A 13006-nucleotide genomic window follows, 5' to 3' on the forward strand; every position below is an offset into this window, starting at 1 on the left:
ATGTTTAAAAAAGTTCTGATTGCCAACCGCGGTGCAATTGCCTGTCGCGTAATTCGCACCCTTAAAAAACTCGGGATCGCTTCGGTGGCTGTTTACTCCGAAGCCGACCGTGATTCGTTACATGTGACTTTGGCCGATGAAGCTTTTCTAATTGGTCCTGCACCTGCGCATCAAAGTTATTTAAATATTGAAAAGATCCTTGAGGTAGTAAAACAATCTGGTGCAGAAGCCATTCACCCCGGTTATGGTTTTTTGTCTGAAAATGCCGAGTTTTGTGATTTGTGTGAAAGCCAAGGCATTGCTTTTATTGGGCCAACTTCAAGCCAAATGCTCGATTTTGGTTTAAAACATACGGCCCGTGAACTCGCTATTAAAAGCAACGTGCCTTTACTTCCGGGTAGTTCACTTCTTACAGACGAAGCAGAAGCCTTGACCGAAGCGGCTCGTATTGGTTATCCGGTCATGCTTAAAAGTACCGCGGGTGGTGGTGGTATTGGCATGCGTCTGGTCTGGAACGAAACAGAGTTAAAAGATGCCTATCAAACCGTGTCTTATTTGGCGCAGGTCAATTTTAAAGATGCGGGTTTGTACCTAGAGAAATTTGTACAACATGCACGCCATATTGAAGTTCAAATTTTTGGTGATGGACAAGGGCAAGTGTTAGCCTTGGGTGAGCGTGATTGTTCGGTGCAACGCCGTAATCAGAAAGTGATTGAAGAAACACCCGCGCCTCACTTAAATGAACAGCAACGTGACTACCTTCAAAAAGTTGCGATTCAACTGATGCAGTCAGTGAACTATCGCTCGGCAGGCACAGTTGAGTTTGTCATGGACACCGAAACGCAAGAGTTTTATTTCTTAGAGGTTAACACGCGTTTGCAAGTTGAGCACGGTGTGACCGAGCAAGTGTTTGGCGTCGATTTAGTCGAGTGGATGGTTACTTTGGCAAGTGGTGACTGGTCAGCACCGACTGAACCGTTAGAGCCAACAGGACACTCTATTCAGGTTCGTCTTTATGCCGAAGATCCGATTAAACAATTCCAACCCAGTGCGGGCTTACTCACGCATGTTAAATTTGACGCGCAAGCACGGGTCGAAACATGGGTAGAAACCGGTTCAACGGTGTCGTCTTTTTATGACCCGATGATTGCTAAAATCATTGTGACTGCTGCAACCCGAGAGCAAGCCATACAGGCAATGAGTGCTAGTCTTGCCAACACGCAAGTCGCAGGCATTGAAACCAATCTGGAATATTTACAAAACATTATTGCTTGCGATGTGTTTGCTTTAGGTACTCAAACCACTCGTTTTTTAAATACATTTGAATGGAAAACTCAAAAAATTGAGGTCTTGCAAGCTGGTATTCAAACTGCCATTCAAGACGTAACAGGTCGATTAGGTTATTGGGATGTCGGGGTGCCGCCATCAGGTGCAATCGATCCACTCAGTTTAACTGTAGCAAATCAGCTTTTAGCTAATGAACCAAATACGGCAGGGCTTGAATGTACCTTACAAGGGCCAACTTTAAAGTTTCACTGTGACAGCCAAATTGTGATTACGGGCGGTGATATGCTTTCAAAACTTGATGGTGAATTGGTGCAGATGTGGCAAACCATCAATGTGAAAAAAGGCCAAGTTTTAAAATGTGGACTTATCCGTTCAGGTTGTCGCAGCTATATAGGCGTGAAAGGTGGTTTCGATGTTCCTGAGTATTTAGGGTCACAGGCGACTTTTACTTTGGGGCAATTTGGTGGGCACGCAGGCCGTAATTTATTAATTGGTGATATGCTGCCAATTACTGAATATTCCACTCAATCGACCACCGCCTTAGCTCAAGCGAAAATTCCTAGCTTTACCCAAAACTGGGAAATTGCAGTGATGTATGGCCCACATGGCGCGCCAGATTTTTTCACCAAACAAGATATTGATACGTTCTTTGCCAATGAGTTCGAAATTCACTATAACTCAAGCCGCACAGGCATTCGTTTAATTGGGCCAAAACCTGAGTGGGCACGTGAAGACGGCGGTGAGGCAGGCTTACATCCTTCTAATATTCACGATAACGCTTATGCCATTGGTGCAATTGATTTTACGGGCGATATGCCAATTATTCTTGGTCCCGATGGTCCGAGCTTAGGCGGTTTTGTATGTCCTGCCGTGGTGATTCATTCCGAGCTTTGGAAAATCGGGCAACTTAAAGCAGGCGATAAAGTCAAATTTGTACCTGTAAGTTATGCGCAAGCGAAAGCACTTGACCAAAAATATCATCAAAGCTTAACCGAGACTGATACAACTAGTATTGATTTCAACCCAACCATTCAAGCAGAACCTGACACTTTAAAAGATGCCGTTCTGGCAACTTTAGAGGGTGAAACTGATTTACCAAGCGTGACCTATCGACCAGCAGGAAATAGCTATTTGTTGGTGGAATATGGTGAGTTAGTACTCGATCTAAATTTACGCTTCCGTATTCATGCACTTATGCAATGGGTTAAAGATCAAAACATTCAGGGCATTATTGACCTAACACCGGGTATCCGTTCACTACAAATTCATTTTGATTCAATCCAGCTCGATCAACTTGAGCTTTTACAGAAACTTCAACAAGCAGAAGCCGAGTTACCCGACATTCAAAATATGCAAGTTCCTTCACGGACTGTCTATTTGCCTTTGGCTTGGGAAGATTCGCAGACTCAACTTGCAACTGAGCGTTACACACAAATTGTTCGTCCAGATGCACCGTGGTGCCCAGATAACGTCGAGTTTATTCGCCGTATTAATGGTTTAGCTTCAAAGCAAGCGGTTAAAGATGTGGTTTACAGTGCGAATTATTTAGTGATGGGTTTAGGCGATGTGTACTTAGGTGCACCAGTTGCGACACCACTCGACCCACGTCAGCGTTTAGTCACCACAAAATATAACCCTGCGCGGACTTGGACACCTGAAAATGCCGTGGGTATCGGCGGTGCATATATGTGTGTGTACGGCATGGAAGGGCCGGGTGGCTACCAGTTTGTTGGCCGTACCACCCAAATGTGGAGCCGTTACCGTAAAAATGCCGACTTCGAAGATGGCAAACCGTGGCTACTGCGCTTTTTTGACCAAGTTAAGTTTTATGAAGTTTCCGAGAATGAACTTCTGCAAATGCGTGAAGACTTTAAGGCAGGCCGTCTACAACTTCGCATTGAACATGGCGTGCTCAATTTAAAAGAATACAACGAGTTTTTAAAAACACATCAAGACAGCATTCATGCCTTTAAGAGCATGCAACAAGCCAATTTCGAGGCTGAACGACGCCGTTGGCACGAAGCTGGTTTACAAGAATATATCTCTGAAAGTCTAGATGCTGTTGATGAAGGTGAAACCGTAGTTATTCCTGAAGGGGGCTGTGCAGTTGAGTCGCATATGCCGGGCTCAATCTGGAAAATCGAATGTGCATCGGGAGATATTGTTGAAGAAGGTGCAACCCTTGCAGTAATTGAGGCAATGAAAATTGAAATCCCGATTATTGCGCCTGAACGCATGAAAGTTGAAACTATTACCATTGAAAAAGGGCAAACCGTAAAAACAGGACAAGTATTATTTACTTTGGCACCTGTGGCCTAAATTAAAAAGAGAGCATCAATATCGATGCTCTCTTTAAACCTTATGCTTCGGTCAAATGCTTTAATACTTTATGACCATGTTCAACAGCTTCTAATTTAATTTTCGACTCTGGATTACCTGATAAAGGTGATACGTCATAAAGCAAGTAGGTGGCGCTTAATTGCATTTGCGTATATTGAATTGAATATTGAACCGCTTTTAAAAAGCTATCAATTAAGTTTTCTCGGTTGTTCACCATATCGGCTTCTTTTTGCCCGACTGTCATACTAATAATGACTTTTTTATCTTTTAATTTATCGCCCTGAGAGCCATAAGCAAACTGATACGTAAAGACTTCATCAAACCATAACTTCAAAATTGCCGGCATATTAAACCAGAACATTGGATATTGCAGAATGATCGTGTCGTGGCGTAATAACGCTTCTTGTTCAGCACTCACGTCAATTTTATAGTCTGGATAAAGCTGGAAAATATCTCGCACTTCAAGGTCCGGATAGGTTTTTATAAGTTCATTCACTATCGTTTTATTTGCAATTGATTGAGCGTAGTAGGGATGGGCCAAAATAAGTAAAGCCATAATAATGCCTTGTAGCTATAAAAATCATAGTCACTATAATTTTTATAGTATGAGTGTACAATAACTATCAAAGTTGATAGGTGGCGTTAAAAATGGCAAATACTGAAAATAAATGTGAAATCACCATGAATGGAAAAACTTATCCATGTCATATCAGTATGGCTATGGATTTGGTGGGGGGGAAATGGAAAGGCGTTATTTTGTATTATCTAAAAGATGGGCCAAAACGCTTTAATGAAATCAATCAATTAATGCCAACCATCACAGAAATGACTTTAAGCCTCCAACTTAAACAGCTAGAGCAAAGCGGCTTAATCTCTAGAACTGTTTATGGTGAAAAAGCACCGATTAAAGTTGTCTATGAAATGACCGAATTGGGCCAGACTTTCAAGCCTGTTTTAGAGTCTTTATCGGTATGGGCACATACGATGATTAGTCCGAAATAACATTAAAAAATTAGTTTTTAAAACTTAAATATTAGCCCCATCCCTGTGCATTGGGCTTTTTTTTGCCCAAAAATCACTCACAAATTTCTGCCAAGCCTATCAAAACCACGCTTAAAAACTGGCACATTTTCTGCATCTCTTATCAGTAATACAAAAACTGAATTTGGTAATACCAAGCTAGAGGTGCGATATGAACGATGTAAAACCCGTGGTTCAACCAAAGCAAAATTTAAAAGCCTTTTTAGTCGAATTGCTCAGCGTTCGTGCAGGCGTATATATCAAACAAAACAATTATCCGACTAAAACAAAAGGATAAGACTGTGGCAAAACAAAAGTTAGCTCGAATCAGTATTACCGTACCTGAAACGACCCTCAACGCACTCGACCAAAAAATTGTTGAGCAGAACTATGAAAGTCGCTCGCAAGCCATTGTCGACATGATTAATAAACATCTGATTGCAGAGCAAGCACAGGCCAATGAAGTCATGGTAGGAACCTTGACTTTGCTTTATGACGCTAGCCAAATGACCTTGCGTAATCAATTGGTCGATTTACAACAACAGTTTTTAACACAGGTGATTAGTTCACTTCATATTCAGCTCGACCAACAAAAGATATTGCAAGTCATGTTAATGCAGGGCGCAAGTTCTGAGCTTAGACAAATTAGCCAGCAATTTATTGTGCTGAAAGGGGTGATTAAAGGGCATTTAGAACTGATGGATGCCGTGATGCCGCCTATACAGCAAAATGACTAAATGAGGAGTAGCGTGTTGAAAAATTTATGGACAATTCAAGACTGGAAAACCGCATATCAAAACGGGCATATCCATCTTAAAGATTTGGTTGGCTATGTTGCAGAAATTAAAAATGATGATCATGCATGGATTGAAATTGCCTCCGTTGAGCAGATTCAATCACAAATTGATGCTTTAAAAGACCAGAATATTGCTGACCTACCTCTATACGGTGTGCCATTTGCAGTTAAAGACAACATTGATGTCGCTGGCTTTCATACGACTGCTGCTTGTAAAGAGGTTCAATATTTAGCTAAGCAAGATGCCACTGTAGTTGCCAAGTTGAAAAAAGCAGGGGCGATTGTGGTGGGTAAAACCAACCTCGATCAGTTTGCGACTGGACTGGTTGGGGTTCGTTCTCCCTATAGTGCAGTAAAAAATAGTTTTAATCCTGAATATATTAGCGGTGGTTCAAGCTCAGGCTCATCGGTGGTGGTTGCTAACGGTATTGTGCCTTTTAGTTTGGGGACTGATACGGCGGGGTCAGGCCGTGTACCAGCGGGCCATAACAATATTGTAGGCCTAAAACCGACAAAGGGCTGGTTCTCTACCACAGGTTTAATTCCTGCATGTCGGACCATTGATGTCATTTCTATTTTTGCACTGCATATTGATGACGCTTGGACAGTCGCCAACTTAATGCAGGGCTATGATGAAACAGATGAATATTCACGAGCACATCCAGCCAATGTACCAACTCAGTTTTCTAAACGAAAAATAGCTATTCCTGCTCAGCTTGAGTTTTATGGTGATTTTGAATCTGAAAAAGCCTTTTTAGTTGCAGTCGAGCGCGTAAAAAAGCTGGGTTATGAAGTTGAGAGTATAGATTTCAGCGCGTTTAATGAGCTTGCTGCTGCACTTTATAATGATGCATGGGTAGCGGAAAGAACAGTCGCCGTTGAACGTATGACAACACGTGAAAAGGCTCATCCAGTCATTGCTCAAATTATTGCGCAGGCAGATAAATTCAAAGCAACAGATGCACTTCAAGCTGAATATAACCGCGCTGTACTGGCGCGAAAAATTAATTTGGCGTTACAGCCTTTTGATGCATTGATGGTTCCGACAGCGCCAACCATTTATACCATTGCCGAAGTTGAAGCCGATCCGTTAACTAAAAATGCGCACATGGGGGCCTATACCAACTTTGTAAATTTTGCCGATCTTTCAGCTTTAGCCTTACCAAATGTACTGCGTGAGGATGGTTTACCAAGCGGGGTAACCTTTATTGCACCGGCTTGGCACGATCAGGCATTGGCAAATTTTGCCCAGTTTTGGCAAACCGAAACACCGCTGAGTTTGGGTAAATCAACTCAACATTATCAAAAAAGTATAGAGATCCAGTCGAGTCATTCAGTGCAGCTTGCTGTCGTCGGAGCGCACTTAACAGGCATGCCACTTAATTTTCAGCTCACTAGTCGCAATGCCACTTTGCTCAAGAAAACCCAGACAGCAGACACTTATAAGCTCTTTGCTTTAAAAAATACCACGCCACCAAAACCGGGGCTGCAATGTGATGCGACAGGTACTTCTATTGAAGTTGAAGTGTGGGATGTTCCTTTAGCAAATTTTGGAGCGATTGTGGCTGAAGTACCTGCACCACTTGGTATTGGGAACCTCAAATTAAAAGATGGAACATGGGTCAAAGGCTTTATTTGCGAAGCTTATGCCATTCATGATGCAACCGATATTAGCCATCTTGGAGGCTGGCGAGCCTATATACAGTCACTCAATCAAACCGCTCAAAGTGTTGTTAGTAAAAATGTTGGGGAAGTTTATATATGATGAAAAAAGCGTTTTTATCCGTATCTATTTTATCGGCAGTTATATTGGGTGGGTGTGACAATACAGCTAAAGTGCCCGAGGCTAAACAAGACTCTCAGGCAGCCACAAATACAAAACCAATAACCATTGGCTATAGCGATTGGCCGGGTTGGGTGGCTTGGCAAGTGGCTATTGAAAAAGGTTGGTTAAAAGAAGCGGGGCTAAATGTAGAATTTAAATGGTTTGATTATTCGGCTTCTCTTTCGGCCTTTTCAGCAAATCAGCTTGATGCCGTTTTGGTCACCAATGGCGATAACTTGGTGACCGCTTCGGGCGGTACTCAAGGCATGATGATCATGGCAACAGATTATTCTGCGGGTAATGATGTCATCATTGCAAAAGAGGGTATTAACACCATTCAAGATTTAAAAGGAAAATCGATTGGTGTTGAAAAAGGCTTGGTTGATCATCTTTTACTAGCAACTGCTTTGACCGACCATAACATTAAAGCGAGTGAGGTGAAGCTAGTAAACTCAGCGACGAACCAATTACCTCAAGTGTTCAATAGCCCCGATGTTTCCGCGATTGCTGTTTGGCAACCTGTTGCAGGGCAGGCATTAAAAGCCGTAGCGGGTTCTAAAATTATCTATACCTCTAAAGACAAGCCGGGTTTAATTTATGACACCTTAACTGTCAACATGAGCCATTTAACGGCCCATCAAGAAGAATGGAAAAAAATCATTCAGGTGTGGGACAAAACGGTTAAATATATTAATGATCCTGCAACCCATGCCGATGCGGTCAAAATCATGGCAAACCGCTCAGGAGTCGACCCGAAACAATATGAGTTGATGGTCAGCGGGACGCATCTATTAGATATCAATGCCAATAAAAAGGTATTTGCTAAATCAGAAAGCTTTGACTCGATTTATGGCTCTACTTATCACGTCAATAAATTTAACGTCGAAAATGGGATTTATAAAACCGAACAAAATGTAGATGGGCTGATTTATCCAACACTGATAGAACAACTCAAATAAGCCCAATAAATTAAAAAGCCCAAGTTGAACTTGGGCTTTTTAATGTCTTTATTATTTTTCTGTACTGACTTGAGTCATACGCGGTATTTTTGGTAAGTCTTGTAAAGCTGGGTCAAGCTCATCTTCTTCAGCATGAACTAGATAATCAACCCTTGAACGAAGTTGTTTAAACTCAAGGGTACTCATTAAATCGAGTGAACGTGGGCGCGGTAAATTAACTTCAATAATTTCCTTAATTTCACCCGGATTGGCTTTGAGTGCCACAATTCGGTCTGCCAGTAAAATGGCTTCATCCATGTCATGAGTCACAAAAATAATGGTGATATCAATGTTTTGCCATAAATCCATTAAGTGTTTTTGCATTTTTTGACGAGTGTGTGGATCGAGCGCACCAAAAGGTTCATCCATCAGTAAAATTTTAGGTTGATTAACCAAGGCTCTCGCAATTGCAACGCGCTGTTTCATGCCACCAGAAAGTTGATGTGGATACTGATTTTCATATTTTTCTAAACCAATAATATTAATCCATTCACGTGCTTGAGCTTCGGCTGTCATTTGACTAGCTCCGCGCATTTGCGGACCAAACATCACGTTTTCTTTTACAGTTTTCCAAGGGAAAAGGGTATAGCCCTGAAACACCATGCCGCGTTCAGGACATGGTCCCGTAATGCATTCACCGTCTACTAAAACTTCTCCACTATGGTATGGGTCTAAACCCGCAATGACACGGCTCAGCGTCGATTTGCCGCAGCCAGAAGGACCAATCACACAAACAAATTCTCTTTTGTGAATTTTTAAATTGAGCTTATTTAAAACAGTACGTTCGGTTTGTCCGTGCTTAAAGACTTGACTCAGTTGTTTAGCTTCTAAAATAACAGGACGTTCATAAATTTTTTGAAAGTATTCATGTGCGTTAAATGTTGAATCATTCATTATTTTGCTCCTACTTTCCAAGTGAACATCCGCTCACCTAACTTCATTAATACCCAATCACAGACCAGTCCAATCACTCCAATAATCAAAATAGCCGCATATACATTGTCAAAGTTTTGATAGCGTGCCTGTTGGGTAATAAACCATGTAATACCCGAAGTCGTACCAATCAACTCTGAAACAATTAAATAGGTCCAAGCCCAGCCCAATAGCACACGTAAGTCACGATAAATATCAGGTAAGGCAGCAGGAATCACCACATGGAATAAACTTTTGAGCTTATTGGTACCAAGCGTATAACCAGCTTCAATTAGGCTCCGATCTACCATTCGGGTGGTATTGGCAATAATTAGAATTTGCTGAAAAAGCGTACCAATCACAATAATTGCAATTTTAGGGGCATCATTAATCCCTAAAATTGCCACTGCAAGTGCACCAAAAGCTGGTGCAGGCAAGTAACGGAAAAACTCGACAAAAGGCTCTGTTAACAGTGATATTCGCTTAGAAAAACCACACAAAATACCCAGTGGAATTCCAATAAGCGAAGAGATAAAAAAGGCGGAAAACACCAGTTTAATACTGTGCCATAAACTTTGATGAAACCACGGCGAATCAGGTTGTTCGGGTGGCGTAGTAAATGCAGTCACCAAAGCTTGAGCTACTTCATGAGGAGCGGGTAAATAAATCGGATTGACCAAAATACCTTGTGGTGGTGCAGAATTTCGATTGACTGCATTTTGTGCTTCGAGATAGAACACATTTTTATCAACACGACTTCCTACTTGTAAGTAAGAAACACTTCCCGAACTCGTGATTTGTACTTGAGGATGCCAAACAAAAGGTAAGTAACTGATTGCGCACCAAAGACATATTGGAATAACGAAAGAACAAATACTGAGAATCAGCTTGTTCTTTCGCGTAAATTCCTTTGCAACATAACCCATATCGAGAGCTCCCCATTTTGATCAGTATTACGATTTTCATAAAACGTAATATTGTTAAGCAAAATAAGTGCCATCTTTAAGGTGAGTGATATGACTTAGTTTTTAGTTTTGGAGTGGAACTAAAGTTTCATGTAAATAAACCCAATAACATTTTTTGCCTTCTACTTTAATGCAGGCTGTGGAAGTACGTACTGTCTCGGTTTCATTCGTTTGTTGATGCTCTTGATATTGCACCCAACAATAATTTTCAAATTCGTATAAAGCTGTGCTCTTAAGAATGGTAATTTTTAAAGAAGGCTTTTTCCCAACATTTTGGCTAAATAAACTATTCACTTCGGCTAAACTAATGCTCTGACCTTGAACCGTGACCATCTTAAAATTTTGATCGAAACTATCTAAAAGCGGGTTAAGACTCTGTTCTGCATTTTGGCCTGTAAATACATTTTCGATCAAAACGTGTAGGTCAATCACGCTTTGAATGGCTTGATCCATTTGGTTAGACATGTGCTTTCTCCTTTAAAATGGGAATGAGTGAAAGTAAGCAGAGGACTGCTGCAACAAGAAATGTATGTTGATAACGAATGAGATCAGTTGAGCCAGATATCAAGTTATATATTGAAATGAGAACAACAGTACCGAAACTAAATGAAACTTGTCGATTGATGTTCCAGAGTACACTGCCTTGTAGTAAATCTTGACCCTTGAAATCAATTAACGAACTAATTTGGGCAATATTGGCGCTTAAGCCGCCTCCCATACCCATCACTAAATAGGCGAATACTAAAAAGCTTATGGGGCTAGTGTTTGAAATAAAAAATAAGAAAAAGATTCCAAGGCTATGAAGGGTAATGCCAATAATAAGTAAATATTTCTTTCCTATTTTTTGATAGAGCAAGCCACCGCTAATCATTGCCATCAGCGCACCTACTGCATAGAGCAACATGAATGAGCCAGTTTGTTTTGCATTAAAGCCAAGGTTAACCTGTAAATTAAAAATATTGAGTAAATTAACGCCTGTAAAAATACCGGGAACAGCGTAATAGACAATAAATGCATTGCGTAAATTTTTATTTTTTAATAACTGAAGATTAAGAATAGGATGATCGATTTTTTTCGAATGTTGAATGTAAAAAATCAGCATTCCCACCGAAATTAGAAAACTGCTTATAGCCAACGTGAGATTGTGATAATCCCCATAGAATGAAAATGAGAGTAACAAACATAACAGGCTTATATTAAAAATAACCAAGCCTTTTATGTCTGGTTTTTCACTCGACATATTCTCTGTTTTTTTTACCCATAGCCACGCTAGAAATGATGCAAGTAAAGAAAATGGAAGGTTAGATAAGAATACCCATCGCCAATTCAATGAATCAATAATCACACCACCAAGGGCGGGTGAAAAAGCTGGAGCAATTAAGGCAATTGCCATAATCATTGTAGAAATGCGTTGGCGTTCTTGATTGGGGAATAAGGCATATACGAGAGCTTGGCCTACGGGAATTAATAAACCTCCAGCGATACCTTGAATAAAACGCCAAAAAATTAAGCTATAAATCGATTCACTAAAGCCAATAAAGCAAATGCTTATCGAGAATAACAGCATCGAATAATACAATAACTTTTGGTTCCCAAGTTTGGTGGCTAACCATAAACTCATGGGCATGATTAAAATCAGGCCGAGAATATACGCATTTGTTACCCATGCGACTATGGATTGGCTAACTGAAAATGATGATGCAATATTAGGTAATGCAATTGCTGACATAAAAATGTTAATGCAATCAATAAAGAACCCAAGTAAAAACACCGTTGTTATTTTATATCGATAAGACATACCTACCTCCGTTGCAGGCAGGGTAAGATTCGGCTCTTTTATTGTCGATGCAAGCGAAGTAAAATCATTGTTTAATAATTTCAAACAATCGGCTGAATTGTGCAAAAAAATCTCAAGCAAATTACTAGTTTTTTACAAGTTGTCGATTCCGGATCTTTTACTAAGGCTGCCGAAATTTTGGGACTGAGCCGATCAATGGTCAGTATTGATATAAAACAATTAGAAAAGCAGTTAAATACAAGTCTCTTAATTCGAAATACCCGTAATATTGCATTAACTGAAATAGGTCAGCATTTTTATCAAGATTTTAAACAAATCCAGCTTCAGATTGATGAGGCTTTTGAGCGAAGCCAACATTTAGGCACAAGCATTACAGGCACTTTACGTTTTTCATCAACCAATGAATTTGGTCAACGTTTTATTCTGCCTTTACTTCCTGAGTTTTGTCGGCTTTATCCACATTTACGCATACAGTATTCATTTAATTCATCGCTTGATGATTTAGTCACTGAAAAATTAGATCTTGTTATAAGGCTAGGAAATTTAAAAAGCTCATCTCTAAAAACTCGAAAAATTGGGGAATATCCAATTTATCTTGTGGCTACACCGCAATTTATACAAAACCATCCTGTAGAAAATATATCCGATTTGGCAGATGTTCCTTGGATTGGTCATACCTTATTAAATTGGCAAGATTCACAATATATTTTGCAAAATAGTTTAGGCGAGCAATATTCATTACCTTTTATTCGAAGTCAGTATGAATCAAACTCGGTAACCGCAATTCATCAAATGGCGCTGTCATCCTTAGGTATTGCGATTTGCCCAGCATGGTTAGTTGATGAAGATATTCAACAAAACCGCTTAATTCGGTTATTTCCTGATTTCTCATTACCGTTACAAAATATTCAATTACTTTACCCTAGTACTTCTAATTTACCAGCCAAAACTCGGGCATTTATAGACTTTTTGGTAGCCCGTCTTTCTTTTAGATAAACTAAAAAATATGTAAGTTATGGACGATAAGCTATTTTATATAAATAGACAATTCTGTCTGTTTTTTAT

Annotated in this window: 12 protein-coding genes; 7 read left to right on the forward strand and 5 right to left on the reverse strand. The window is 40.2% G+C overall.

Going from position 1 to position 13006, the window contains the following annotated elements:
* Positions 1 to 3606 carry an urea carboxylase gene (uca, locus tag ACLBWE_RS12700; RefSeq protein WP_447603277.1) on the forward strand — a complete coding sequence of 1202 codons (3606 nt, stop codon included), beginning with the start codon at positions 1 to 3 and terminating at the stop codon, positions 3604 to 3606.
* Positions 3607 to 3646: 40 nt separating this feature from the next.
* Here uca and ACLBWE_RS12705 read toward each other — a convergent pair whose 3' ends face one another.
* Positions 3647 to 4183 (reverse strand): NAD(P)H-dependent oxidoreductase, encoded by a 537-nt coding sequence (locus ACLBWE_RS12705; protein ID WP_447603279.1) that lies wholly within the window; start codon positions 4181 to 4183, stop codon positions 3647 to 3649.
* Positions 4184 to 4275: 92 nt separating this feature from the next.
* On the opposite strand from ACLBWE_RS12705, the gene ACLBWE_RS12710 reads away from it, so the two are divergent.
* The 5 genes from ACLBWE_RS12710 (at position 4276) to ACLBWE_RS12730 (ending at position 8227) form a co-directional block, all read left to right on the forward strand.
* A complete protein-coding gene (locus ACLBWE_RS12710; RefSeq protein WP_151745320.1) occupies positions 4276 to 4629 on the forward strand; it encodes a winged helix-turn-helix transcriptional regulator in 354 nt (117 codons plus the stop codon).
* Between the two features lie 190 nt (positions 4630 to 4819).
* Complete coding sequence (locus ACLBWE_RS12715; protein ID WP_447603282.1) at positions 4820 to 4945, forward strand: hypothetical protein; 126 nt, start codon at positions 4820 to 4822, stop codon at positions 4943 to 4945.
* A gap of 4 nt (positions 4946 to 4949) precedes the next feature.
* Positions 4950 to 5384: a CopG family ribbon-helix-helix protein gene (locus tag ACLBWE_RS12720; protein ID WP_032070478.1), complete on the forward strand. Its 435-nt coding sequence runs from the start codon at positions 4950 to 4952 to the stop codon at positions 5382 to 5384.
* A 12-nt stretch (positions 5385 to 5396) separates the two neighbouring features.
* Positions 5397 to 7208 carry an allophanate hydrolase gene (gene atzF, locus ACLBWE_RS12725; protein WP_447603284.1) on the forward strand — a complete coding sequence of 604 codons (1812 nt, stop codon included), beginning with the start codon at positions 5397 to 5399 and terminating at the stop codon, positions 7206 to 7208.
* Complete coding sequence (locus tag ACLBWE_RS12730) at positions 7205 to 8227, forward strand: ABC transporter substrate-binding protein (protein WP_447603286.1); 1023 nt, start codon at positions 7205 to 7207, stop codon at positions 8225 to 8227. The genes atzF and ACLBWE_RS12730 overlap by 4 nt, the downstream gene beginning before the upstream one ends.
* Positions 8228 to 8278: 51 nt before the next feature.
* On the opposite strand, the gene ACLBWE_RS12735 is transcribed toward ACLBWE_RS12730, so the two are convergent.
* The 4 genes from ACLBWE_RS12735 to ACLBWE_RS12750 all read right to left on the reverse strand — a co-directional run bounded on the left by ACLBWE_RS12735 (position 8279) and on the right by ACLBWE_RS12750 (position 11941).
* Positions 8279 to 9160, reverse strand: a complete 882-nt coding sequence (locus ACLBWE_RS12735; protein ID WP_447603288.1) for an ABC transporter ATP-binding protein — start codon at positions 9158 to 9160, stop codon at positions 8279 to 8281.
* Entirely contained in the window at positions 9160 to 10104 is a 945-nt protein-coding gene (locus ACLBWE_RS12740; protein WP_056479072.1) for an ABC transporter permease, read from the reverse strand. The genes ACLBWE_RS12735 and ACLBWE_RS12740 overlap by 1 nt, the downstream gene beginning before the upstream one ends.
* Positions 10105 to 10206: 102 nt before the next feature.
* A complete protein-coding gene (locus ACLBWE_RS12745) occupies positions 10207 to 10608 on the reverse strand; it encodes a hypothetical protein (protein WP_447603291.1) in 402 nt (133 codons plus the stop codon).
* Entirely contained in the window at positions 10601 to 11941 is a 1341-nt protein-coding gene (locus tag ACLBWE_RS12750; RefSeq protein WP_447603293.1) for an MFS transporter, read from the reverse strand. Before ACLBWE_RS12750 ends, ACLBWE_RS12745 begins: the two co-directional genes overlap by 8 nt.
* A 99-nt stretch (positions 11942 to 12040) precedes the next feature.
* Here ACLBWE_RS12750 and ACLBWE_RS12755 point away from each other — a divergent pair, with 99 nt between their 5' ends.
* Positions 12041 to 12937, forward strand: a complete 897-nt coding sequence (locus tag ACLBWE_RS12755; RefSeq protein ID WP_424614461.1) for a LysR family transcriptional regulator — start codon at positions 12041 to 12043, stop codon at positions 12935 to 12937.
* Positions 12938 to 13006: the final 69 nt, after the last annotated feature.

The organism is Acinetobacter sp. M5A5_2a (assembly GCF_053345265.1).